Origin of the sequence: Sulfuriferula nivalis (genome assembly GCF_009937995.1) — a bacterium.
GTDB classification, from domain to species: Bacteria; Pseudomonadota; Gammaproteobacteria; order Burkholderiales; family Sulfuriferulaceae; genus Sulfuriferula; species Sulfuriferula nivalis.
This window is the reverse complement of record NZ_AP021881.1, coordinates 702,014-726,976: the sequence shown is the minus strand read 5'-3', so window position 1 is coordinate 726,976 and position 24,963 is coordinate 702,014. Positions and strand designations below refer to the sequence as shown.

Genomic DNA, 24,963 nt, shown 5'->3' with positions numbered 1-24,963 from the left:
AGGGAAAAACCAATATGCAACCTTGGTTAAAACGAGCGCTGTTCGCGGCATTAGCAACCCTCGCAATTTGGTTACTCGTTATTGCATACTGGCGCACTAACATGCACATGCCATCAACTATTGATGTAGCAACCTATCTGGTCATCATGCCGCTCACACTGCTTTTGTCAATCTATATCATTAAACGTGCAGGTAATGGGCTACTCGCACTCACCACAAAAACCGAAAATCAGACTGTCAATACAAATGAAAACGCCGCCACTCTGAAAGCCCAAGCCGAAGAAGAAGCGGCGCGTTCTTGGACGGCACTTATTACCACTAGTGCCATACACACCCGATTTGGAACCACAGCCAGCGACATTATTGACGCAATCAAAAACAAGAAAACCAAATTTGAATTAGATACTCAATTAACCGATACAAATGGATACCCCGTGCTATCTGGGCGTATTGAAGATTTGGAAACGGATGATGCAGTCGCCCATTTCAAACAATTTATAAATTCGCAGGCACTCCCTGAGCAGCCATGGCATACAGAAGATCTACGCACCATCACCTTAGCTCATAACGTATGCCAAGATTTATCACAGGCACTATTATCCAACCCCAATTTAAACAAGCTAATTGTTAAAATTGATAACACAACCCCGAAAGCAAATATCCCCAATATATACTTGACCAGCATCCTACCGTCATCCTGGACAGAACAACAAAAACAACAAGTCCAATTATGGCTACTGAACATATTAAGCACCCAAGGACTACCCAGTAACAACGTAATATCACATCCATTGAACGCGTCAAATCCTGACGATCCACTATTATTAATCGATAGCATCAATGTTGAAATAAATCAACAACCTACACAAGGTCTACATATAATTATTGCCAGCCATTCACTTATTGGAGATCAATCCAACCTGGCAAACAATACAACACATCGAATTCCTGGTGAAGCCGCAGCAGGTTTAATATTGACCGACCCAAAATGGGCAGAAACACTGGCATTATCCAGTCCAGTTAAAATACACCGCATAGCCCAGTTAAACAGAGAAAAATCAGCTGATGAGGCAGGAAAAATAAATCCTGAAACCTTAATAAAGACAATAGAAAATGCAATAGCAATTGCAAACATAGACCAAGCAGCAGTTAAGACGATAACAGCAGATTCAGACGACCGTCCTACAAGAATCGGGGAACTATACGAAGCAATAAACACCAGCACAACGGACATAGAGCCAACCGAAAACTGCTTCCAAATCGCCTATCACTGCGGCGAGACCGGAAGCGTATCAACACTATTAGCCGTCATCTCTGCAGCCGATCAAGTGCAAAAAAATGAACAAGCCGCTTTATGTCTATGTAATAATGACAGCCTTAAACGGTCAGCAATAGTTATAAATATTACATAGTCTGACCAACACAAAATACTAATAAGCAATACATAACAATACTTACACCTAACAAATACCAAAACAAACCAACACAATCATGAACAGAATAATACAGTTTTTAACTGACACAAAAACCCTCGTCGTCATCGGATTTATTGCAATTGCTGGATTCTTGTTTCTTGGAGCGCAATTTTTTGAAATCGCCGCCAAATGGATAATTGCAATTGTCATTATCGTGCTTATCATCTGGGGCGCTTTCTGGTTTTATAAACGCTGGCAAGCCAAACGCTCCTCTGCACAGCTGGGTGACATACTTGAAAGTCAGGCCAACAAGGCTGCATCAAAGGCGCAATCCAGCCGACATGATGAAATCGACATTATCCGCAAGCGCATGGTGGAAGCCATCAGCACCATCAAATCATCCAAACTCGGTATCACATCAGGCTCATCTGCTTTATACGAACTCCCCTGGTACATGATCATTGGCAACCCTGCTGCTGGCAAAAGCTCTGCAATTGCCAATTCAGGCCTGCAATTTCCGTTTGCTGACAAAGATGGAAATATTATTCAAGGCATAGGCGGAACCCGAAATTGCGACTGGTTCTTCACTACTGACGGCATTCTGCTCGACACCGCAGGTCGCTATGCGGTACATGAAGAAGACCGAGAAGAATGGTTTGGATTCCTGGGACTATTAAAAAAATATCGTAAACGCGCACCCATCAACGGCATCATCATCGCAGTCAGCATCGCTGAATTAACCGGCAATCGACCAGAATTCGGCATTAATCTGGCCAAAAATTTACGTCAACGGGTACAAGAACTCACTGAACGACTGGAAGTTTTCGCACCTGTCTACATCATGTTCACCAAAGTGGATTTGATTGCTGGCTTTAATGAATTCTTTCGCGACATGGACAGCGAAGAAGTTTCTCGCGTTTGGGGTGCCACACAAGTCTATAACCCCAACACTAAAAATCAGGATATTTTGGCATTTTTTGACGAACGTTTTGACGAATTGTATGACGGTCTGAAAAACCTTAGCCTGGCTAACATGTCCATGCACCATGGCGCCGACATGCCACCAGGATTACTCACATTCCCACTTGAATTTGCCGCGATTAAAACCTCACTTCGCGCATTTATTCTCACACTATTTGAGGACAATCCTTACCAATTCCGCCCCGTATTCCGCGGCTTCTATTTCACCAGTGCATTACAAGAAGGCATGTCCTTAGGCGCCTCTAGCGAACGCGTCGCAGATCGTTTTGATTTAAGCTTAAGACCACAAGCGCAAACCGCCATACATTCAAGGAACGGCTTTTTCCTGCTCAACCTTTTCCGCAAAGTCATCTTTGCTGACAAAGGACTCGTAGCCCAATATGCCAACAAAAACAAACTGAAATTACGCTATGCAACATTTCTGCTTGCGACACTCACACTGGGCGTAGCACTTGCTGGTTGGAGCTGGTCATACCAGGCCAATATCCAGCTCATCAATAATATACAAGCAGATATGAATCAAGCCATAAGGCTACAAGACCAGCATTCCGATTTGCAATCACGATTAGATGCGTTGCAACTACTCCAGGACCGTATTGACCAACTTAAAAAATACCACACCGACCATCCACTAAGTCTGAGTTTTGGGCTGTACCAAGGCGACTTGCTCGAACGCAAACTTAAAGAAGAGTATTTTTCAGGTGTACGCGAAGTCATGCTTAAACCTGTCGCCAATAATCTGGAATCGTATTTAAGCGAAATGAACAACAATGCCGACAAACTCGGTACAGACACTACACCCACCAATCCAGCGACTACTTTAACCAACACCATTAGTGAAACTCGCTACCAGGACGCTTCCACCACAAAAATAGAAGACGCCTATAACGCGCTGAAAACTTACATCATGCTTGGTGACCGCAGTCACGCTGAAGCTGGGCATTTAAATGATCAAATCACACGCTTCTGGCGCGGTTGGCTGGAAAGCAACCGAGGACAAATGCCAAGAGAGGAAATGATACGTAGCGCTGAAAATATTTTAAATTTCTACCTGGCAGAAATCAATGATCCTTCATGGCCAACCATAGAACCTAAACTGGCGCTAGTTGATCAATCGCGGGAGTCACTTCGTAAAGTCGTACATGGCATGCCTGCCCGCGAACGTATCTACGCCGACATAAAAGCGCGCGCAGCCACTCGTTACACATCCATGACGGTAGGTCGCATTATCGGCGATCAAGACAAAGCCATTATGGCTGGCAGCTATGTTATCCCAGGCACATTTACCCGTGAGGCATGGGAAGGTTACATCCAGGGTGCATTCAAGGATGCTGCCAACAAACAATTACAAAGCACCGATTGGGTACTAAAAACCAGCTCATCAGATGACTTAACGCTAGAAGGCAGCCCAGAACAAATACAAAAATCTCTAACCGACCAATACAAAGCCGAATATGCACTAGCCTGGCAAAAATTCCTGCAGGGCGTAGTCATTTCAGATTTAGGCAACTTTGATCAGGCTGTCGTCGCCATGAACCGACTGGGTGATCCACAAAACTCACCAGTCAACAAAATCATGACCACGGTATACCAGCAAACTTCATGGGATAACCCATCCTTAGTCAACGCCGGATTGAAACAGGCGCAAAGCGGGTTCATCAACTGGTTCAAAACAACCATTTTGCGACAAGCCCCAAGTCAACTGGACGTGAACTTGAATATCAATGCAACAGCCAGCGACATTCCTATGGGACCTGTAGGTCAACGGTTTGCAAGCATAGCCAAATTGGTCATCGCCAGAGATCAGAATCAGTCACTGATGAATGGCTATATGAGCATATTGTCAAAACTACGTAGCCGTTTTAACCAGATACATAACCAAGGTGACGTAGGCCCTGGCACACATCAGCTCATGCAGCAAACACTGGATGGCAGCGGTTCAGAATTGGCAGACGGACTGAAATACGTAGATGAACAAATGCTACAGGGCATCAGTGACGAACAAAAACAGACCCTGCGCCCACTACTGGTCAGACCGCTGATACAAGCGTTTGCAGCAATCATTCGTCCAACAGAAGTCGACCTCAACAAAACCTGGATAGCGCAAGTTTATCAGCCATTCCAATCAAATTTGGCAAGCAAATATCCATTTGCACCGAGTGCACATATCGAAGCATCCGGTCAGGAAATAGGCCAGATATTTGGTTCCGATGGCAGCTTAGCCAAATTCTTCAATACTGACATGGCATCACTCATCGTCCGTCGGGGTGATACTGTAAGTGCACGCACTTGGGCAGATTTGGGCATACACCTGTCACCACAAGCAACCAACAGCTTTGCTAGCTGGGTCGCACCAGTTAGTGCTGGCGGCGTAGCGACGGGTAGCAGTGCGGGAGCTGAGGCACAAACCATATTCCAAATCCAACCATTGCCCGCAACTGGTGTGCTGGAATACACCATAGAAATAGACGGCCAACAATTACGCTACCGCAATACTCAAGCGGGCTGGAGCAATTTCGTCTGGCCAAACGCACAAGGCACACCTGGCGCACGTATAGTCGCCGTCACCTTTGATGGACGCAGTATCGAAGTCGTCAACGAACCAGGCCGATTTGGCTTGGAGCGATTACTCAGTAGCGCTACCCGCAAGCGTAAAGATGATGGGGTATTTGAATTAAGCTGGGTTAATGGCGGCACTACGGTCGCAGTCAACCTGAAACTAATCAGCAGCCCACAAGCAACCACAGCAACCCCATCAGGCACCTCAAGTACCGGTTACCGGGGCATGACCTTGCCGCAAAACATAACAGAAGCAGTACCTGACGTTAATCAAAATACCCCAACAACCCCATCGACGCCAGCGGGAGCCCAACTATGAGCCACCCGAACGACTTTGTCAGCATAGGGTATTTTGGTAAGGTTCCCACTCGCGGCGATTTCATCAAAGCCACGGACAACCCTAATCTGATAACCTTGATAGACGAATGGCTGACACGAGCCATGGAATTATTCAGCGCAGAACCGCGCTGGAAAAGCATCTATGACCATATAGCACCTATGCAGTTTGCAATTCTGGCAACACGTAACCAGCATGCACTAGCCGGGCATCTCATAGCAAGTCGCGATCAAGCCGACAGACGCTTCCCCTTTGTCAGCTTTGGCGCCTTTCAAATTGGACAACCCAGCGAACTGCTGCCCTACACACCATTGATGCTAGGTCGTTTATGGAGCCGCCTGGAAATTCAAACCAATCAGGTTATGCAAGCCGAAGATGCCAGTAGCGCACTGCAACAGCTTTGCACCAATGACATCCTGCTCGATTTCAGCGCTGCCAACCATGCAGTTACTCTGGATGAGTTCATGGCCAGCAATACCTTAAACACATTGCATGAAATGCTAACCGCTGGCGGTTATCAAGGCGATGTGCGTCAAATCATCCTCGCCCTCGGCTTACTTTTACACCCAGTCATGGCGAGTGGTGCAAGCCGCCTGGACAAAAGCTTGGTACTTCCTCTACCCCGAGACATACAACAGCGTTACCTGATCGCAGCCTTATGGATGAAGATTATCACTCCATTCCTGCTCAAGGCAGATTTTGAGCTCACCCTGCTCATCACACGTCTGGATAATCAACGCCAAGTGCTTATTATCGGATTTGACGGTGCATCACCGCGCACATTACAAGCCACCATGGACCCTCCAGCGGGAACCGGACACCACATCGGATTTGAAGAAACCAGCTGGGTTGAAGGTGCGATTAGCGCAGATTATCGTCTCGAACGTCTCTCCAGCTACCTTGCCCAGCCCAGTTTACAACTCGATACCGCTGTCTCTCATTTCAAAGAAATATTTCTAGGATAAACACCCCATGCGTCACTATTGGATACCCCTTGTTGGATTACTTTATTCATTGCCCCTGCTGGCAGACACCAACTTGCCCCAGCCACCTATCGTTGTATCAGGTACCGTACCCGACGAAGCCACTCACGCGAAACTAGTGGCACGCGTTCGTGAGCTGTATGGTGCAGACCGCGTGGTTGACGAAATGGTTATCGGCAAAGTCACCCTGCCCCCAAACTGGACTGAGCACCTGAATCGTCTGCTAGACCCCAGCTTACGTCAGATCAGCCATGGACAGCTCAAAGTTGAAGGCAACCTAATTAGTGTACGCGGCGAAGTTGCTAACGAAGCATTACGCCAACAAATTGCCAGCGACATGGCAACTCGCCTCAATCCCACATACACCATACACAATGGCCTGCAAGTCGCAGCTCAAGATCAAAGCCTGGTGGACAATGCGCTCGCCAACCGCAATATCGAATTTGAAAGTGGCTCAGCCAACCTCACCGAGTCAGGCAAAAACATACTCAACACCATCGCAACCGTACTCATCAAATTACAAAATAAGCATGTTGATATAACAGGCTATACCGACAATCAAGGTATACGACTTAGCAACATCAACCTTTCACAGGCACGTGCAAACGCAGTTAAGGCGTACCTGGTAGAACGTCAAGTCCAACCAGACAATATAAACACCTATGGCCTAGGCCCCGACCAGCCTATTGCCACCAATGACACCGCTGAAGGCCGTGCGCGTAATCGCCGCATCGAATTTCGCGTAGTTCAATAAATCAAGGAAACCCTCATGTGGCAAGCCATCACCCTGCTCAAACCCATCAGCCCAGAACAGCCTTCAGGTAGCGACCTGTCATTTTCCAGAGACTTTGATGCCATTGCCGAAGCCCGCCGTTTTGACGACCCAAGTATAGAACAAGGCGAATGGCAAACCGACCTCAAAGAGGCCAATTGGAGTGAAGTCATCAAACTGACCTCCATCCTGCTTGAACAACAAAGCAAGGACTTAAGACTGGCCGTGTGGTTAAGTGAAGCCAGCACTTACCAGCATGGTTTCGCAGGACTCGCACAAGGCTGTGAATTAATCGCGGGTCTATGCGAACAATTCTGGGAAACACTTTACCCTGAAGCCGAAGATGGCGATCAGGAACGACGCACGGGCAACATCAGCTGGATAGTCAAACGCGCCGAACAACTGATACGCACCATCCCGCTAACCGAAGGTCGTGGAACTTCCTACAGCTATGCCGACATACTGGATGCCCGTAACCGCGCACAACACAACACCCCACGAACTGACAACAGCCAACCTATAGTCACCCAGGACATCATAGAACAGGCCAGACGCAAAAGCAGTTACAGCTTTTATCAGCAACTACTCAGCGATGCCCAACAATGTACAGCAGCTATCAATCATTTGCAAACAGCTGTTGATGCACGCCTTGGCATGGAAGGTCCTGGCTTTGCAGCACTACGACAAAGTCTGGACGACGTCATGCATACCCTGAACCGTTTCGCCAACGACCAAGGTGTTAGCAATCAAAAAATCATCACGACTGAAATAGGTGAACCTATGCCTGAAACCCCGACTCCACCAACGCGAGCCGGCATCAACAGCCGCGCCCAGGCAATTTCACAACTACGCGAAGTTGCCCGCTATTTCCGCGAAACCGAGCCACACAGCCCAGTTGCTTATCTTGCCGACAAGGCCGCGCAATGGGGCAACCTGCCTTTGGACGAATGGCTACGCACTGTTATCAAAGACAAAGCCTCACTATCTCACATTGAAGAACTACTGGGTTTGGACAGCCAAACCGATACTGAAGCACGTTAAATACTGACTATATGCTCACCGATTAATCATATCTGCCCAATTTTAACCATGACCAAACCAAGTTTACAGCCCAGCTTATTAGATAATACCGACACCTATCAAGCAAAAAAAACGGGCCCCAGTTTATTGGCAAGCTTAAGCAACAGCACCACCCCACCACCCCCAAAAAAGCGTAGTCACGCCTGGCTTTGGTTTGTACTGCTACCGCTCATACTTATCAGTATGGTTGTTGCTGCCGCAATCATAATAACTGACCGTGTCACTACCCCAGCTAGCACCAACACCCCTGTCAATACCAAACCTGCTGCTGCGCCCGCTGTCGCAGCCAAGCCTGAACCAGCACCGATTCAGGCAGCCACTATTATCAATGACGCAGTCACCAACAATCCGCATGACCGCCTCACTAATGCGCTGGCAGGACCACAAACTATCTCATCCACGGCACCAACAACTCAGACTGTACCTACAAAAATGATGGCCGCAAATCCTGCGTCTTCAGCACCAATAAAATCCACCATCTCACCAGCAGCGACAAAAACGGCTATGGACAAAAGACACGATAACGAGCCAGACGACAGAGATGTTAAATTGCTAACCGCTTTGGTCGCCAGCAGCCCTATCGCCAGAGAAGAGCCTGCAAAAGCCCATCCATCCAAAACCAAACACAACACAACTAAAACACAACCCGCGCCTAAAGACGACAGCCGTGACGTCGTCGAACGCAGACCCGGGGATAGCACTGCCAGCCTGTTAGCTCGCTGTAAAAAGCTGGGCATGATAGAAGGCGAGCTATGCCGCTGGCGCATCTGTTCCGATCGCTGGGATACCGACCCCGTATGCAAAGTCAATGCGCACGTCAAATCCAGCACGCCTGATAATCCTGCACAGTAACCATCATGACCAACTTTACTGACTCCATCACCCTAGACAGTCTGCTTGCATTGGCTGGATACAGCAGCGACACCCGGCTTTATGAATTCACCTTTGCCAATACAGATGAACTCACCCCCTGGCTAGACAACAACGGCCTGCTCGTTGCCGCATTCAGCAGCAATGACAGCCTGCACCAGGTGCCCTACACCGACATCCTCGTCCTCTCACGCCGCCCAGACCTGCCCCTGCAACTAGTCACAGGCCGCGCCGCCACCCTGCACATCAGCCTAGCCAACGCCAGCCGCACTCACCTCAACGGCTACATCACCGACATCCAGCAACTAGGCAGCGACGGTGGCGTAACCCGCTACCAGCTGCGTTTGTCCCCCTGGCTGGATGACCTACGCCATGTCACCCATAGCCGGGTCTGGCAGGAGCAGTCGGTGCAGGCTATCGTCGATAGTGTATTTGCTGATTATGCCCCGCGTGCCTACTGGCACTGGAGCAATGATGCGTTGTCGCTGTTGTCTGCTCTGCCAGTGCGTAGCTACTGTGTGCAGTATCGTGAATCGGATCTGGATTTTGTGGGTCGGTTGCTCGCTGAGGATGGCTTGAGCTGGCGAGTGGATCAGGATGACGTGGATGCACCTGATGGGCATACGCTGGTATTGTTTGCCGACAGTACGCAAGTCAGTGCATGTTCGCCTGTGCCATTTGCGTCGGTGTTGCCTTTTGCGGGTACAGGCTCTCAGCAGCAGGCGGATAGTATTACGGCATTATCTTCTGCTCACCGGTTGATACCGGCACGGGTGACGCTGGCGAGTTTTGATGATAAGGCGAAGTCGGTGGTGGCAGGTTCGGTGCCGACGCAGCTGGCTATCGGTGACGCACAGTTCCAGCAGTTGCCGCCGATAGAGCATTATGACTATGCGGGGATGGTTGCCTTTAGTCAGGCGGATGAGGCACAACGCCATGCGCTGGTGATGATGCAGGCGCTGGAGGCACGCCAGCAGATTTGGTCGGGTTTGAGTACGGTGCGCAGTCTGCGGGCGGGGTTGCAGTTTGGCATAGACGGGCATCCACGGGTGGGGGTGCCAGGTACACCGGATAGCTGGGTGAGTACGCAGGTGATGCAGGTGGGGATTAATAATTTACCTTATGCAGCGCATGCCTCTGGCAATGAGCTGGTGCCGTCTTTGACGGACTGGCTGGCGGCGCTGTTAGCGCTGCCTGACAGCGCAGACACCGAGCCCAACAGGGCATGGCAGCGCGACCAGGCGGATCTGCTCGCTGCCCCGCTTGACCAGCAGGCGCGTACTGACTTAGTGGCAACAGCGCAACGGCTGGGTTATGCCAATGCCTTTATCGCGCTGCCTACCAACCGCCCTTGGCGGCCCTGGCAGTCGCGGCAGTTGCATGCGGTGCCCACCAGCATGGGCAGTCAGACTGCGCGGGTGGTGGGGTTTGATGGTGGTGCTGATCGTTATGCTAGCAGCGATGCATCGGGCAGCGCCCCTGCCCTGTTGGGCAACGATGAGATTTGTTGTGATGCGTTGGGGCGGGTGCGGATACGGTTCCAGTGGCAAGATGCACTGGACCAGACTGGCAGCCGTGCCAGTTGCTGGGTACGCGTCGCCCAGCGCAGTGCAGGGGGCGGCATGGGCAGTCAGTTCCTGCCGCGTATCGGGCAAGAAGTCCAGGTGCAGTTCATGGAGGGCGACATCAATCGCCCGGTGATAGTGGGTGCGCTGTACTTTGGTCAGGGTGAGGCCGGTGTACCGGCAACCCCTGCGGGATCGTTGGTGGATGCGGATACCAGTGCGTTAAGTCAGGCAACCGATCACAGTGTGTCGGCTCAGAGTAATTTGACCGCTGGCTATGCGCCTGCCTGGCATGGTGCGGGGGTGGGTGCGGATGCGCATAATAATGCTGCTGCGCAGTTTGGTATCCGTAGTCAGGAATACAGTGGGTCGGGTTATAACCAGCTGGTGTTTGATGACAGTGATGGTGCGGGTCGGATACAGTTGAAGACAACGCAATCAGGGACAGAGTTGAATCTGGGGCATCTGCTGCATACGGCAGATAACTATCGGGGCAGTTTCCGTGGCAATGGCATTGAGCTGCGTACGGATGCCTGGGGGGCGTTGCGTGCAGGGTCGGGCTGGCTGGTGTCGAGTTATGGGGTGAGCCATAGTGCGAGTCAACGCCAAACAGCTGGGGATGTGCCTGCGGGGTATGGGTTGTTGAATACGGCTAATCGTCTCGGGGCGAGTCTGAGTCAGTTGGCGGATAGTCATTTGAGTGTGGGTATCGCGGCACTCAAGGGCAGTAACAAAGCCAACGCCAGTTATCTGAATGACGAGGCGGCACCCATACCAGCATTGGGCAAGGTGATGCAGGGGATGGTGGATAGTAGTGAGGTGGATGCGGCTTATGGGGATGCGGCAGCGCAGAACACACAGCCAACCGATCAGCACTTGCCCCACCATACCGATCCTGTCATCAGCATCATGGCCAAGAATGATTTGAGCCTGACGGCACGGCAAAGTGTGCAGTTGCATGCAGGCGAAACGCTGAACATCCTCAATGCGGCAGATAGTCAGTTCACGACGGGTGGGGTGTTCCGTGTTCACAGTGGGCAGGCGATAGGCTTGACGGCTGGGGGATTGAAACAGAATGGGATTGCTGGGATGCAGTTGATTGCGGCACAAGGCGATACGACGATACAGGCGCATAACGACATCATCAGTTTAAAAGCTAAAAATAATCTGGATATGAAGAGTGCGCAGGCGAGTATCGATTTCGCTGCGGCGACCGACATTACGCTGCGTACCGCGGGTGGGGCTTTGATCAAGATTGCTGGCGGGAATATTACGGTGCAGTGCCCGGGTAAGATACTGGTGCAGGCGGGACAGAAGAGCTTTACGGGGGGGACGAGTTTGAGCTGGCCGTTGCCGCAATGGTCAAAATCCGATTTGCAATTACCATGTGCGCAAGCAGCTGCGGCGAGCGGAAGCGCATTTGTGAAGTTGACATAAAACAATGGCTAAACCAGTTCTACAACAATTGAGCAATCAGGCTGCATTGGAAGCCTTGCTGGTATCCCTATTGCAGACAGAATCCAAAGAGGCGATGAAACCCATGCAGCTTTTTGGGTTGATTGATGCCAGCCAAGCCGACATATTGACTAGCTTGCTTAAAGATTTGGCACCTTATCGTATTAATCAACAGCCACCATTAAATATATACGACGATCTTGAAGCCCCTGAGATGGTTGCCATTGGTATGCGATTAATCAGTTTGCAAGCAACCAGCAAAGCCATTGCAGCGGCATGTAATGCCGCATTTACCTCGTTGAGTTTAAGTCTGCTAGTCAGTACATCCGAGCATGAACTGGCAACACACTTACGCCAATTAAGGGAAATAGTGTTGCCAGATGGCATGCGTGCATTATTCCGTTATCAGGATACGCGCGTCGCTACCGCGCTAATGCCGCTGCTAAAACCCGAACAGGCGGTGAGCTTGCTGGGCGCAGCAACAGCATGGTTCGTACCGCATGTTTGCGGGCAAGCCTATGGTTGGCAATATGCTGATGCTCACAGCCAACCAAAACACACACAATTGAAACTGAACGACAAACAGATGACAGCGCTGGATGATGCGTTGTTTGTGCATACCGTTGAGCAACAAGCGAATGAGACAGATACGACATTATTGGCAGGCAAGACCCCTTGCGCCATCACAACGCTACTGCAACAACGAATAACACAGGGGAGCGCCATCGGCTTGAAAAGCAAACCCGATCTGGCATTATTTGCGATACTGAGTTTGCAGTTACCGCAAGGGTTTGAAACCAGACCGCCCTTTGCAGAAGCCATTGCGCGTGTCGTAAAAGGACTGGTTTCACTTCCCACAGCATTAAATCAAATCACAACCAGCCAATGGCAAATGCTGGACAATAAATAACGAAAAATGGAGAAACGTATGCATTTTAATAAAGGGCAATTCACAGGACACAGCTTCATGCTGCTTTGCCTGTTGCTGTTAAGCGTTTTTACTTTAACGGCATGCAAGCCCAAAAATCCAGAGATGGTAGGCGGGCTGAGTGTGGAGGTGTTGAATTATTCACAGGAAGCGATTGATTATGTAAAAATTAATGGGAACATCGTGAGGAATGGTGCAGATGCCGCAAAAATCGGTGGCGCGATGGGTGGCGGCAGCTCTTGTTGTAGTGGCGAGATTTCTAGTATTAAGCCTACTGCAAATGTGACTGTGGAATCAGTGAGATTTGCCAATGGTAAAAGCGGTGATGTGATTATCGAAACCTACACCACCCAAGCCGTAGTTGAGCTGCCTTTTCCTGATTCTATGGGTACGTTGGTTGTGCACATTTTACCCGGTAGAAAAGTCGTTCTCGAAGTTGCACCTGGGCCATCTCGACCACGACAAGACTTAATGGATGCACAAATTAAAGCGCTAGGCTTAACAAAAGTAGAAACAGATTCCAGTTATATGCGAAGTGAACGACCAAAATATACCGGTTATTACAAACCAGATTAAGCGAGATAAATCATGACTGACGCCATCACTCCCAAAGCCAACTCTGTAGAAAACATGGTGAAACGAACCATTGCCAAAACCAATGGGACATCAACCCACCCCGCCTGTCCAGTTTGTCATATCAAGCTATGGATTAGCCTGTTTTTTGATGGCACAGGCAATCATAAGGATATGGATTTCCCATCACACCATTCAAACATAGGTGCGTTGTTTGATGCACATGTGAATGACCCCAAAAATGGTGTAATACCGTTATATTACGAAGGACTTGGCCGACCCTTTGAATTCAAGGATAGCTATGAAGAAGTTAAATATACGAGCGGCGCTTATACAACGCCAACTTATGCAATAGAGGGCTATAAGGAAGACTCTGACAGAGCATCAGGTAAAGGGTTTGCATTAGGCATACAGCAACGATTAGAAAAAGCCTTATATGAATTTGCATATCAGGTCGAAGACTGGCGCAAATCGCGCCGCGTTGATGAAATCAATCTGGCTGTATTCGGCTTCAGTCGCGGCGCGACCGAAGCGCGTGCCTTTCTGCACTGGCTCAAGAGTTATAGCAAGGTCAAGAATGAAGGCAGCCGCCTCAGTTATGACGGTATTCCGCTGAACGTGAAGTTTCTGGGAATTTTCGATACGGTTGAATCCGTGGGTAATGCTGGCGAGAATACGGAAACCGACCTCATCAAAACTAAAATCCCCGCGTTTGTTGAAAAGTGCACTCACATCGTCGCCGCGCACGAACTGCGCCATGCCTTCCCGCTTACTATTGGTGACGGCAATGTCAGGCATGTGGTTTACCCTGGTGCACACTCGGATGTAGGCGGCGGATACACACCCACCGAACAGGGACGACAAAATAAACTGGCGCGAATAGCCTTGCTGCAAATGCTGGATGAAGCCAGAGGGGCAGGACTGAAAATGCTGTCTGTCGGTGAAATGAAAGCGCATCAACAATGGAGCACCAAATATAAACAAAGTTTCGACGTCCCCGCTGAAGCCGCCGCTGCCTTGAGCAGCTACATGGCCGAAGTCAAACCTGCCGGGTCTGTCCCCCAGCATTTTACGGCGCACATGAAGGCTTATTGGGCGTGGATAGATTCAGGCCATGCCATTGCCGATCTCAATCAAAAGCAGAAAACAGCAACTGGAGATAATGTCGAATGTTTTAAAACCATGCACGTGCTTTTAGAAAACTTAGCACGCACCCCAGCTGGGCGCGGATCAAGCACTACGAGCAGCATTTCCGTTAGCCCACCAGTGGCAGACTTGTTTTCCAATTACATACATGATTCATTTGAGGGCTTTTCAGCAACTGGCGGAACGCTTCAGACGGATATAACCGTAGCCGATTACTACCATGTACGAACCATTAAACAACCTTCATAACATCACATAGAGCCAAATTTTTATGACTACACAAAATCAACAATCAACAGGTGGAAAAATACTCGGTGCCGCGCTTTTTTTCTTAGGCTTGGTGCCTTCTCTATTATTGGGTGATGGTGTCATGGGCTGGTTTGGTCTTACCAGTGTTGGCGCGATGTATATGGGTATGTATGTAGCCATCCTCACTACGCCGATAGGCATAATTCTATTACTCTTGTTCATTATCCGCCCAACAAAGGAGCCCGAAAAGATATTTCTCAAAAAACTCATTACAGACTTATGCCTAGGCTTTTTACTAGCAAATACTATTTTCCTTACGATGTTTTTTAATTCATACGTCGACAGCTCTGTTAATCAATGGCACTAATAAAAACCCAAAATCCGCGCAGCCACCCTGCACATCAACCTAGCCAACGCCAGCCGCACTCACCTCAACGGCCACATCATAGACATCCAGCAACTAGGCAGTGACACTGCCCAGCGTCTGGGTTATGCCAATGCGTTTATCGCATTACCTGCCAACCGCCCATGGCGACCCTGGCAGTCACGGCATTTGCATATGTTGCCAACAGGCATGGGCAGTCAGACTGCACGGGTGGTGGGGTTTGATGGGGCTGATGATGCTGGGAATAATACGGCTGCTGGCAGTGATGCATCTGGCAGCACCCCTGCCCTGTTGGGCAACGATGAGATTTGTTGTGATGCGTTGGGGCGGGTGCGGATACGGTTCCAGTGGCAAGATGCACTGGACCAGACTGGCAGCCGTGCCAGTTGCTGGGTACGCGTCGCCCAGCGCAGTGCAGGGGGCGGCATGGGCAGTCAGTTCCTGCCGCGTATCGGGCAAGAAGTCCAGGTGCAGTTCATGGAGGGCGACATCAATCGCCCGGTGATAGTGGGTGCGCTGTACTTTGGTCAGGGTGAGGCCGGTGTACCGGCAACCCCTGCGGGATCGTTGGTGGATGCGGATACCAGTGCGTTAAGTCAGGCAACCGATCACAGTGTGTCGGCTCAGAGTAATTTGACCGCTGGCTATGCGCCTGCCTGGCATGGTGCGGGGGTGGGTGCGGATGCGCATAACAACGCTGCTGCGCAGTTTGGTATCCGTAGTCAGGAATACAGTGGGTCGGGTTATAACCAGCTGGTGTTTGATGACAGTGATGGTGCGGGTCGGATACAGTTGAAGACAACACAATCAGGGACAGAGTTGAATCTGGGGCATCTGCTGCATACGGCAGATAACTATCGGGGCAGTTTCCGTGGTAATGGCATAGAGCTGCGTACCGATGCCTGGGGGGCGTTGCGTGCAGGGTCGGGCTGGCTGGTGTCGAGTTATGGGGTGAGCCACAGTGCGAGTCAACGTCAAACCGCTGGGGATGTGCCTGCGGGCTATGGGTTGTTGAATACGGCCAATACGCTCGGGGCAACTCTGAGTCAGTTGGCGGACAGTCATTTGAGTGTGGGTATTGCGGCGCTCAAGGGCAGTAGCAAAGCCAACGCCAGTTATCTGAATGAGCAGGCGGCGCCCATACCTGCCTTGGGCAAGGTGTTGCAGGGGATGGTGGATAGTAGTGAGGTGGATGCGGCTTATGGGGATGCGGCAGCGCAGAACACGCAGGCAGATGACCAGCACTTGCCCCACCATACTGATCCAGTGATCAGTGTGATTGCGAAGAACGATTTGAGTATGACGGCCAGGCAAGATGTGCAATTCAACACAGGTGAGACGTTGAATGTGCTGAATGCGGCAGATAGTCAGTTCACCACGGGTGGGGTGTTCCGTGTTCACAGTGGGCAGGCGATAGGCTTGACGGCTGGGGGGTTGAAGCAGAACACAACGGCAGGAATGCAGTTGATTGCGGCACAAGGCGATACGACGATACAGGCGCATAACGATATGATTAGTTTAAAAGCTAAAAACAATCTGGATATGAAGAGTGCGCAGGCGAGTATTGACTTTGCAGCGGCTACCAACATTACGCTGCGGACTGCGGGGGGTGCTTCGATCAAGATTGCTGGCGGCAATATTACGGTGCAGTGCCCGGGGAAGATATTGGTGCAGGCTGGGCAGAAGGGCTTTACGGGCGGGACGAGTTTGAGTCGTGAAATGAATACCTGGCCTAGCGTGAAATGCGATGAAGAGTTTGTACTGAAACTACCCAGCGGTAAATTAGCCGCCAACCGTAAATTTGAGATTACACGTGCAGATGGCACAAAAATAAAGGGGGTTAGTGATGCCCAAGGGAAAACGGGGCTACAAAAAGGGCTGGTAATTGAGCAGCTTGCTATTAAAATTTTACCAAAGAATGCTTAAATCATGAGCCAAGAAAAACTACGTGCAGTGACCATGCTTTACGATGACAAAGGTTTTCCTCTGGGCATGTCCCACCTGTCACCTACAGAAAATACCACACGCGCAGCATGCATTGTCCCACCTGAGAAAGTATTACCAGTGGTCTTTGTGCCTGGCATTATGGGTTCAAATCTTAAACTGAAGCAACCAGTCAAAGGTTTCAATGGTGGTGCAGATATATCATGGCGACCCGATGATGCGTGGTACACGGCTAAGGTGTTCGCGAAACTCGATCCAGCGATGCGCCGCTTGATTCTTGATCCAGAAAACACCGAGCTAGACGAGCGTGCCAACATACCTGACAGCAAGCTACCCATCTTCAAAGCCGTGGATAAAAAGACCCGTGAAAACTGGAAAAAAGAATATGCCCGGCGTGGCTGGGGTACGGTGATGCTCAGCAGTTATGGTGAAATACTGTACAGTCTGGAACTCAATCTCAACAGTATTTATGATGATGAGCACAAAGTATCCAGCTACTGGCAGGACAGCATACTAGAAATCAAATCGGCAGCCAGTGGTGAGGGTAACAACCCGCACCCATGGGGTGAAATGACGGGATTCGAAGCACTGAGCGAATCCGATTTGAAAGAAAAAGTAGGCGACGAATACTGGTTTCCTGTGCATGCAGCAGGCTACAACTGGCTGCGCTCAAATGAGGAAGCAGGCAAGGACCTCGCGCAAAGAGTCCAGAAAATCATCAGTCATTATCGCGACCTCGGCTTTCCTTGTGAAAAAGCCATCATAGTCACGCACTCCATGGGCGGACTGGCGGCACGTGCCGCTTGCCATGCCGATATGGGCAACGCTGAGGCCTATATTGCAGGTGTAGTACATGGTGAACAACCAGCGATCGGCGCAGCCGCCGCCTACAAGCGCATGCACTCAGGTTTTGAAGCTGGTTTTAGTCTCAAGAATGCGATCATTGCCCGTGCATTAGGCTGGTCAGGCAGGGAAGTCACCGCATGTCTTGCTAATGCGCCAGGTGGTCTGGAATTATTACCTACCAAATTATACCCATCAGGCTGGCTGCAAGTGCAATCTGATACTAAAATTGAAATGCAATTGCCAGTAGCCAATCCTTATGCGGAAATCTATGCGGAAAAGGATAAATGGTGGCGATTGATGACACCTGAGTGGATTAGCCCAAGTAACACGCCAAGTGCACCAGAAGATTTGGATGATATATGGAAAAAATATATAACGCGGCTAATCTCTGTCGAAAAATTCCATGACAAGCTCAGTGATTATTACCATCCCGTCACTCACGCCCACTATGGCGCAGATGACAAACACTCAGCCTGGACGACCTTTACCTGGAAATTGAGTGGTTATGCCGCAGAGAGAGCCCATTTCTCCACCAATGTGCTCACTGCCCCACCTGCCAGTAGCAATGCGCTGGGCAAGATCAGCATTACGTCAGACGGGGTTGAAATGGACTTTGAGATGAGACCACCCGACAAGCCTGGTGATGGCACCGTACCCGAGGTTTCAGGAGCAGCCTCAGCATCCAAGGCAAAATTCGCCGCCAAAATGAGGGGTTACGACCATCAGGGCAGTTATCAAAATCAACATGTTAAGGACGTGACTACCTACAGCATAGTCCGTATTGCCAAAGATATTTAAGATGAATAAACCCAAACATAGCAGATGGCACTTTATCGGCATCCTCTTTGCCGTTGCCCTAAGCAGCTGCACCCTCAACAGCACTCCAACTCATGCAGGTGAAAACAAAATGACTGAACTGACTAAAAACATGCAACCCGTTTGTGTAGGCCGATTTGTAATAGCAATCCCAACCGTGGCAAGAATCAAGGGGTGGGATCAAAATGTTGATCGCACGAAAATCGAGATAATTACACCGCCTAGCACTAATAAACGGGCTTTCGATACCAAAACTGATCAACAGATAGCGGCGTTAAAGACTTCACCAAGCGTGACGGATGGCTATTCATTTAAGGATAAAACCCAATTGACACAGGACAGTAATTTGCTTACTTCCTATAACGATTCTGGTACGAGATATGCATCTGGCGGCATTCTATATAATCTTGATGCATTTTTTTGGCAACCTGCGTTAGAAATTAAGTTTCATACGAGTACTACAGATAAGTACCTAGAAACAGGAGTTGCACGCATAACCAATGTAGTGAAAAGCTTCGCTCCCATACCGACTACAGAAATCAACAATCTCCCCGCTGGCTTATGTATAGAAAAAGGGATGATGATGGGCAGTACGGTTAGACCTGAAGAAGTCGCCGTATCGGGTCGTATCGACCAGTATCCAGGGGTGACTTTCTCATTTTCCACTAGGACATCTGGTCAGCCACATGATGGGCCAACGATGATACAACGTATCGATCATTCGTTTGGTTTGGGTGATTGGATGGGGAAAGAAGTTAGTGCATCAAGCACCTTCCTGCGTAAGGGAAAACGCACTCTTAACGGTCAAAAAGGTGAGGAGATGGTCATCGTCTTCAGTAAAGATGGCGAAACCAGATTAAGTGCAGACGCTGAATTTTATCCAGCACCTAATACATTGGACAAACCTATCATAACTGTCTCATTAAACGACCAAACACATGATGACAATACCCATAAACCATACAACAAAAATCTGACCAAGGAAGAGTTTCTGGCATTGTGGGATGCGCTACTTGATGGTATCAAGCTTAGACCCGGCGCGATTTAGAATCAGGCTCAGCACCCTCAACACAAACGCCCCCGCCCTGCCCTGCTAGGCAATGATGAGATTTGTTGTGATGCGCTGGGACGGGTGCGTATACGGTTCCAGTGGCAGGATGCGCTAGACCAGACTGGCAGCCGTGCCAGTTGCTGGGTACGGGTGGCGCAGCGTTCGGCTGGTGGCGGCATGGGCAGTCAGTTCCTGCCGCGTATCGGGCAAGAAGTACAAGTCCAGTTCATGGAGGGCGACATCAATCGCCCGGTGATCGTCGGTGCGCTGTACTTTGGTCAGGGTGAGGCAGGTGTGCCCGCTACCCCTGCGGGATCATTGGTGGATGCGGATACCAGTGCGTTAAGTCAGGCATCTGATCACAGTGTGTCAGCTCAGGGCAATTTAACCGCAGGCTATGCGCCTGTCTGGCATGGTGCGGGGGTGGGTGCGGATGCGCATAATAACGCTGCTGCGCAGTTTGGTATCCGTAGTCAGGAATACAGTGGGTCGGGTTATAACCAGCTGGTGTTTGATGACAGTGATGGTGCGGGTCGGATACAGTTGAAGACGACGCAATCAGGGTCAGAGTTGAATCTGGGGCATCTGCTGCATACGGCAGATAACTATCGGGGCAGTTTCCGTGGCAACGGCATAGAGCTGCGTACCGATGCCTGGGGGGCGTTGCGTGCAGGGTCGGGCTGGCTGGTGTCGAGTTATGGGGTGAGCCATAGCGCGAGTCAACGCCAAACAGCTGGGGATGTGCCTGCGGGGTATGGGTTGTTGAATACGGCTAATCGTCTCGGGGCGAGTCTGAGTCAGTTGGCGGAAAGTCATTTGAGTGTATCTATTGCGGCACTTAAGGGCAGTTATAAGGCGGATGCGAGTGCATTGAATGAGTCAGCTGCACCGATACCTGCGTTGGGCAAGGTGATGCAGGGGATGGTGGATAGTAGTGAGATGGATGCGGCTTATGGGGATGCGGCAGCACAGAACACTCAGCCAACCGACCAGCACCTGCCCCACCACACGGATCCGGTGATCAGTGTAATTGCGAAGAACGATTTGAGTATGACGGCGAGGCAGGATGTGCAGTTGAATGTGGGGGAGACGTTGAATGTGCTGAATGCGGCAGATAGTCAGTTCACCACGGGTGGGGTGTTCCGTGTTCATAGTGGGCAGGCGATAGGCTTGACGGCTGGAGGGTTGAAGCAGAACACAATTGCGGGGATGCAGTTGATTGCGGCACAAGGCGATATGACGATACAGGCGCATAACGACATCATCAGTTTAAAAGCCAAAAACAATCTGGAGTTGAAGAGTGCGCAGGCGAGTATAGATTTCGCTGCGGCGACCGACATTACGCTGCGTACCGCAGGCGGTGCGGCTATCACGATTGCTGGGGGGAATATTACGGTGCAGTGCCCGGGGAAGATTCTGGTGCAGGCGGGGGTGAAGAGCTTTACGGGTGGGACTAGTTTGGGGTATGCGTTGCCGCAGTTTGCCACTTCTACTATTTGCATACCTTGCTTGCTCAAGGCGCTTAATTCAGGCTCGGCATTAGCCAGTGTCTAACAGGAGTGTTGATGTATTTCGCTAACGACTATTTGGGCACATTGGAATTACTTGATCATGCACTACCCATTATTACAGAACGCCCTGCGCTGAATTGGATAGCCGTCGTCGATCAGGCATTTGATTATCAGGCAGCGCCTTTGCGCTGGCATAGCGAATCGGTGTATTTGTATGACAATGACCTGATGCAGCAATTCGCCAAGCTTAGCCCAGTACTGCTACCGCTACCCACAGATGAACCAGACCGTTTACGCAAAGTACTGATTAGCTTGTTTGCACACTGCGAGGGACGCCCCATGTTGAGTCTGATTGCCAGCGAACAGTCTGCAACAGAAATTGCCAAGGCCTGGCGTCCGTACCAGAAGGTTAAAACAGACGACGGGCAATCATTCATATTACGCCTCGCTGATACGCGGGTGTTACCCGCGCTGGCCGTGGCACTACCGCCAGCGGCATGGCATGGATTAACCCATCAGTTCGCAGCCTGGTACATCATTAATCGTAGCGGCGATTTGGAAAATATCCCGCTAGCCGAAACAGATGCAGAGATTCCTGATGAAATCACACTGGATGCAGAAGCGGTTGCAATGATGCTGGACTTGGGGCAGCCTGATGCGGTGATAGCAGCGCTGCATGAGAAAATGCCTGATCTAGCACCAGACTCCCAGCGAGCACAGTTTTACCAACGTATAACTGACATATGCGCCTATGCCAAACAATATAGGGTTGAGTCATTCCAAGACATTGTCGCCCTCGCCATATTAGCTTGCGTCACAAATAATGAAGCTATGACCAATCCGAAATTACAACAATTATTGCAACAACATAAGTGGAAGCAAGGCAATCTCATCTCGGAATTGGAGGTGTATGTTGAATAAAACCCAGATACAAAAAATGAAAACCCTGTTCCTCATCCTCGCCCTGTGCCTGCCGTTAGCAGGCTGCTTCGAAGAACCTACCGCGACCGTTTCCTATGGTGCGATTAGTTATATCGACGAACCTATCGTTTCCATCATCATCAACGGCGAAGGCGGCATACTCGGTGTTTATCCTCACTCAGGCGGTGCAGGTAAAGTGGACCCCGATTTCTGGACAATGAATTAAGATGGTAACCTGCTGTAAAAAGGAGCGGGTTGTGAGTGAAACAAATCGTAAGCATTTTTCGGGTGAGTTTAAAGCCAAGGTTGCAGTGGAAGCGATTCGTGGTGTCAAGACGGTTAACGAAATAGGTCAGGAATTTGGCGTGCATCCGACCCAGGTTGGATTGTGGAAGAAAGAGTTGCAAGAACAAGCTGCTGGCTTGTTTAATGCCAAACGCGGCCCGAAGCCAGTGGATCTCTCTGCTAGTCCAGAGCGACTGTATTCCGAGATTGGCAGACTCAAAATGGAATTGGACTGGCTTAAAAAAAAGTCCGGGATCAACCCATAGCACTGCGCAAGCAGTGGATTAGCCAATGCACATCTTTAGCACTCAGTCAGCAGTGTGCATTGGCGGGTGTGGCGCGATCCAGCGTTTATGCGCCCAGATTGATCAAAGCCACTGACGAACAAGAATTGGCATTGCTGACGTTGATAGACACAGAATACACACGGCATCCATTTTATGGCAGCCGCAAGATTAGGCATTACCTGAGTAGCATAGGACACCACATCAATCGCAAACGAGTGCAACGATTAATGCGCACACTGGGGTTAGCTGGCATGGCGCCAGGACCGAACACCAGTCGTGCGCACCCGCAGCATAAGATTTATCCTTACCTGCTCAGAGGTGTCGCAGTGACCCGTCCCAATCAGGTGTGGAGTACGGATATCACTTACCTGCGCCTGCCACGAGGATTCGTGTATTTGGTGGCAGTGATAGATTGGTACTCGCGCAAAGTGCTGGCATGGCGATTATCGAATACGATGGACAGTGGCTTCTGTGTGGACTGTCTGGAACAGGCACTACAGTCGCACGGCATACCTGAGTTATTTAACACTGATCAGGGCAGTCAGTTCACCAGTGACGCGTTTACGGGTGCACTCAAGGAAAACGGCATTACGATTAGCATGGATGGTCGCGGACGGGCATTGGATAACATCTTTGTGGAACGGCTCTGGCGTAGCGTCAAGCACGAAGACGTATATTTGAAAGGCTATGCTACATTACCAGCACTGCTGCTAGGATTGACGGAATACTTTGTGTTTTATAACGCTGAACGTATCCATCAGTCACTGGGTTATAAAACACCAGACGAGGTTTATCGAACAGCCAGTGGCGGTGGTGCCAGCATCGTGGACAAGTTCACTACGTCAGGAAAAGCGTTGTTAGAAAAAGATCGAAAACCAGAAACAAAACCGGGGCAGCGCCGTGCAGCTGCATATGAAAGGTTACCCTCTTAAACTCGACGTATTATTGTCTTGACGGAGGGGTCCACTTTAAGGCGGCATGTGCTGCGTAGTGATTCCCGAGCACTGGCATCCTGGCCTTAAAGCCACGATTAAATGGCAAATGGATGGTACGTGGCTAAAAGACAGCCAAGGCAAGCTGGTCATCCGCAACGGCAAAAATGTCCTCGTCCAAGGTCCATGGAAACAAAAAACCGTCGATATACCCGAATACAAGGAAGTAGGTACAGTTGCGATTAATTTTTTCCCGCATGATGAGGTGAAGGTGTTAGTGACGAACTCAAGTGCAGGCTACCCTGGCTACCCTTATCCAGACCCAGACCCCAACCGTTGTTGGGATGGTATTGAAAACATGTGTAAAGGAAAATAATTATGACAGCATTGACTCCGCAACCTTTTCCAGCTGACGGCTATCGTCGATTGTCTGCCAAGGAAACTATGCAACGTGCGCTGGCCATGAACAGCACCATGGCTACAGACACCCAGCCCAAGTGCTCGGGTCAGGTACATGTTATTAACCTGCGTCACGTTTATCTAACCACGTCAGGATTTTTATGAAAACCCTGCTCCTCATCATCGCCTTATGCCTGCCGTTAGCAGGCTGCTTCGAAGAACCCACCGCGACCGTTTCCTATGGCGCAATCAGTTATATCGACGAGCCTATCGTTTCCATCATCATCAACGGCGAAGGCGGCATACTCGGCGTCGACCCTCACTCAGGTGGTGCAGGTGGCATGTGTTGCGTAGTGATTCCCGAACACTGGCACCCAGGTCTAAAAGCCACGATTAAATGGCAGATAGATGGTACGTGGCTAAAAGACAGCCAAGGCAAACTGGTCATCCGCAATGGCAAAAATGTCCTCGTCCAAGGCCCATGGAAACAAAAAACCGTTGATATACCCGAATACAAGGAAGCAGATACGGTTGCGATTAACTTCTTCCCGCATGATGACGTAAAGGTGTTGGTAACCAAATGGGGGCCAGGCTCTCCCAATTATCCCTATCCAGTTCCAGACCCCAACCATTGTTGGCGGGGCATTAATAATTACTGCAAAGGAAAATAATC

20 protein-coding genes and 1 pseudogene are annotated in these 24,963 nt (G+C 50.0%); all 21 read left to right on the top strand.

Annotated features, from left to right (window positions below; all coding sequences use genetic code 11):
• Window positions 1-14: 14 nt before the first annotated feature.
• The 21 genes and pseudogenes from SFSGTM_RS03855 to SFSGTM_RS03755 all read left to right on the top strand — a co-directional run bounded on the left by SFSGTM_RS03855 (window position 15) and on the right by SFSGTM_RS03755 (window position 24,961).
• On the top strand, window positions 15-1,412 hold the full coding sequence (locus tag SFSGTM_RS03855) for a hypothetical protein (protein WP_162084014.1): 1,398 nt from the start codon (window positions 15-17) through the stop codon (window positions 1,410-1,412).
• Between the two features lie 79 nt (window positions 1,413-1,491).
• Window positions 1,492-5,274: a type VI secretion system membrane subunit TssM gene (gene tssM, locus SFSGTM_RS03850; protein ID WP_162084013.1), complete on the top strand. Its 3,783-nt coding sequence runs from the start codon at window positions 1,492-1,494 to the stop codon at window positions 5,272-5,274.
• Window positions 5,271-6,257: a type VI secretion system-associated protein TagF gene (gene tagF, locus SFSGTM_RS03845; RefSeq protein ID WP_162084012.1), complete on the top strand. Its 987-nt coding sequence runs from the start codon at window positions 5,271-5,273 to the stop codon at window positions 6,255-6,257. The genes tssM and tagF overlap by 4 nt, the downstream gene beginning before the upstream one ends.
• A 7-nt stretch (window positions 6,258-6,264) precedes the next feature.
• Window positions 6,265-7,029, top strand: coding sequence for an OmpA family protein (locus tag SFSGTM_RS03840; protein WP_162084011.1), 765 nt, complete (start codon window positions 6,265-6,267; stop codon window positions 7,027-7,029).
• A gap of 15 nt (window positions 7,030-7,044) precedes the next feature.
• Entirely contained in the window at window positions 7,045-8,088 is a 1,044-nt protein-coding gene (gene tssA, locus SFSGTM_RS03835; protein ID WP_162084010.1) for a type VI secretion system protein TssA, read from the top strand.
• Window positions 8,089-8,136: 48 nt separating this feature from the next.
• Window positions 8,137-8,979 carry a hypothetical protein gene (locus SFSGTM_RS03830; protein WP_162084009.1) on the top strand — a complete coding sequence of 281 codons (843 nt, stop codon included), beginning with the start codon at window positions 8,137-8,139 and terminating at the stop codon, window positions 8,977-8,979.
• 5 nt (window positions 8,980-8,984) lie between these two features.
• The gene (locus tag SFSGTM_RS03825; RefSeq protein WP_162084008.1) at window positions 8,985-11,999 is read left to right on the top strand and encodes a type VI secretion system Vgr family protein; all 3,015 of its coding nucleotides are present in this window, start codon (window positions 8,985-8,987) and stop codon (window positions 11,997-11,999) included.
• Window positions 12,000-12,003: 4 nt separating this feature from the next.
• On the top strand, window positions 12,004-12,927 hold the full coding sequence (locus SFSGTM_RS03820; protein ID WP_162084007.1) for a DUF4123 domain-containing protein: 924 nt from the start codon (window positions 12,004-12,006) through the stop codon (window positions 12,925-12,927).
• 18 nt (window positions 12,928-12,945) lie between these two features.
• A complete protein-coding gene (locus SFSGTM_RS03815) occupies window positions 12,946-13,521 on the top strand; it encodes a DUF3304 domain-containing protein (RefSeq protein ID WP_162084006.1) in 576 nt (191 codons plus the stop codon).
• Between the two features lie 12 nt (window positions 13,522-13,533).
• Window positions 13,534-14,913, top strand: coding sequence for a T6SS phospholipase effector Tle1-like catalytic domain-containing protein (locus SFSGTM_RS03810; RefSeq protein WP_162084005.1), 1,380 nt, complete (start codon window positions 13,534-13,536; stop codon window positions 14,911-14,913).
• Window positions 14,914-14,935: 22 nt separating this feature from the next.
• On the top strand, window positions 14,936-15,280 hold the full coding sequence (locus tag SFSGTM_RS03805; RefSeq protein ID WP_162084004.1) for a hypothetical protein: 345 nt from the start codon (window positions 14,936-14,938) through the stop codon (window positions 15,278-15,280).
• A gap of 192 nt (window positions 15,281-15,472) precedes the next feature.
• Window positions 15,473-17,224: a type VI secretion system Vgr family protein gene (locus SFSGTM_RS03800; protein ID WP_162084003.1), complete on the top strand. Its 1,752-nt coding sequence runs from the start codon at window positions 15,473-15,475 to the stop codon at window positions 17,222-17,224.
• Window positions 17,225-17,227: 3 nt separating this feature from the next.
• Complete coding sequence (locus tag SFSGTM_RS03795; protein ID WP_162084002.1) at window positions 17,228-18,886, top strand: esterase/lipase family protein; 1,659 nt, start codon at window positions 17,228-17,230, stop codon at window positions 18,884-18,886.
• Between the two features lies 1 nt (window position 18,887).
• Window positions 18,888-19,952 carry a T6SS immunity protein Tli4 family protein gene (locus SFSGTM_RS03790; protein ID WP_162084001.1) on the top strand — a complete coding sequence of 355 codons (1,065 nt, stop codon included), beginning with the start codon at window positions 18,888-18,890 and terminating at the stop codon, window positions 19,950-19,952.
• 84 nt (window positions 19,953-20,036) lie between these two features.
• Window positions 20,037-21,509, top strand: a complete 1,473-nt coding sequence (locus SFSGTM_RS03785) for a type VI secretion system Vgr family protein (protein ID WP_162084000.1) — start codon at window positions 20,037-20,039, stop codon at window positions 21,507-21,509.
• Window positions 21,510-21,520: 11 nt separating this feature from the next.
• Window positions 21,521-22,387: a DUF4123 domain-containing protein gene (locus SFSGTM_RS03780; RefSeq protein WP_162083999.1), complete on the top strand. Its 867-nt coding sequence runs from the start codon at window positions 21,521-21,523 to the stop codon at window positions 22,385-22,387.
• Window positions 22,377-22,613, top strand: coding sequence for a putative periplasmic lipoprotein (locus SFSGTM_RS03775; RefSeq protein WP_162083998.1), 237 nt, complete (start codon window positions 22,377-22,379; stop codon window positions 22,611-22,613). Before SFSGTM_RS03780 ends, SFSGTM_RS03775 begins: the two co-directional genes overlap by 11 nt.
• 1 nt (window position 22,614) lies before the next feature.
• Window positions 22,615-23,795, top strand: a pseudogene (locus SFSGTM_RS03770) (IS3 family transposase); the annotation flags it as partial.
• A 142-nt stretch (window positions 23,796-23,937) separates the two neighbouring features.
• Window positions 23,938-24,267: a DUF3304 domain-containing protein gene (locus tag SFSGTM_RS03765; protein WP_162083997.1), complete on the top strand. Its 330-nt coding sequence runs from the start codon at window positions 23,938-23,940 to the stop codon at window positions 24,265-24,267.
• Between the two features lie 2 nt (window positions 24,268-24,269).
• Window positions 24,270-24,455: a hypothetical protein gene (locus SFSGTM_RS03760; RefSeq protein WP_162083996.1), complete on the top strand. Its 186-nt coding sequence runs from the start codon at window positions 24,270-24,272 to the stop codon at window positions 24,453-24,455.
• A complete protein-coding gene (locus SFSGTM_RS03755; RefSeq protein WP_162083995.1) occupies window positions 24,452-24,961 on the top strand; it encodes a DUF3304 domain-containing protein in 510 nt (169 codons plus the stop codon). Before SFSGTM_RS03760 ends, SFSGTM_RS03755 begins: the two co-directional genes overlap by 4 nt.
• Window positions 24,962-24,963: the final 2 nt, after the last annotated feature.

Bases quoted from the DNA above. Each gene is read 5' to 3' on its own strand.
- SFSGTM_RS03820 (WP_162084007.1), top strand. From the start codon at position 12,004: ATGGCTAAACCAGTTCTACAACAATTGAGCAATCAGGCTGCATTGGAA.
- SFSGTM_RS03830 (WP_162084009.1), top strand. From the start codon at position 8,137: ATGACCAAACCAAGTTTACAGCCCAGCTTATTAGATAATACCGACACC.
- SFSGTM_RS03760 (WP_162083996.1), top strand. From the start codon at position 24,270: ATGACAGCATTGACTCCGCAACCTTTTCCAGCTGACGGCTATCGTCGA.
- SFSGTM_RS03795 (WP_162084002.1), top strand. From the start codon at position 17,228: ATGAGCCAAGAAAAACTACGTGCAGTGACCATGCTTTACGATGACAAA.
- SFSGTM_RS03825 (WP_162084008.1), top strand. From the start codon at position 8,985: ATGACCAACTTTACTGACTCCATCACCCTAGACAGTCTGCTTGCATTG.
- SFSGTM_RS03780 (WP_162083999.1), top strand. From the start codon at position 21,521: ATGTATTTCGCTAACGACTATTTGGGCACATTGGAATTACTTGATCAT.
- SFSGTM_RS03790 (WP_162084001.1), top strand. From the start codon at position 18,888: ATGAATAAACCCAAACATAGCAGATGGCACTTTATCGGCATCCTCTTT.
- tagF (WP_162084012.1), top strand. From the start codon at position 5,271: ATGAGCCACCCGAACGACTTTGTCAGCATAGGGTATTTTGGTAAGGTT.
- SFSGTM_RS03805 (WP_162084004.1), top strand. From the start codon at position 14,936: ATGACTACACAAAATCAACAATCAACAGGTGGAAAAATACTCGGTGCC.
- SFSGTM_RS03800 (WP_162084003.1), top strand. From the start codon at position 15,473: ATGTTGCCAACAGGCATGGGCAGTCAGACTGCACGGGTGGTGGGGTTT.
- SFSGTM_RS03855 (WP_162084014.1), top strand. From the start codon at position 15: ATGCAACCTTGGTTAAAACGAGCGCTGTTCGCGGCATTAGCAACCCTC.
- SFSGTM_RS03815 (WP_162084006.1), top strand. From the start codon at position 12,946: ATGCATTTTAATAAAGGGCAATTCACAGGACACAGCTTCATGCTGCTT.
- SFSGTM_RS03775 (WP_162083998.1), top strand. From the start codon at position 22,377: ATGTTGAATAAAACCCAGATACAAAAAATGAAAACCCTGTTCCTCATC.
- SFSGTM_RS03765 (WP_162083997.1), top strand. From the start codon at position 23,938: ATGTGCTGCGTAGTGATTCCCGAGCACTGGCATCCTGGCCTTAAAGCC.
- SFSGTM_RS03840 (WP_162084011.1), top strand. From the start codon at position 6,265: ATGCGTCACTATTGGATACCCCTTGTTGGATTACTTTATTCATTGCCC.
- SFSGTM_RS03810 (WP_162084005.1), top strand. From the start codon at position 13,534: ATGACTGACGCCATCACTCCCAAAGCCAACTCTGTAGAAAACATGGTG.
- tssA (WP_162084010.1), top strand. From the start codon at position 7,045: ATGTGGCAAGCCATCACCCTGCTCAAACCCATCAGCCCAGAACAGCCT.
- SFSGTM_RS03755 (WP_162083995.1), top strand. From the start codon at position 24,452: ATGAAAACCCTGCTCCTCATCATCGCCTTATGCCTGCCGTTAGCAGGC.
- tssM (WP_162084013.1), top strand. From the start codon at position 1,492: ATGAACAGAATAATACAGTTTTTAACTGACACAAAAACCCTCGTCGTC.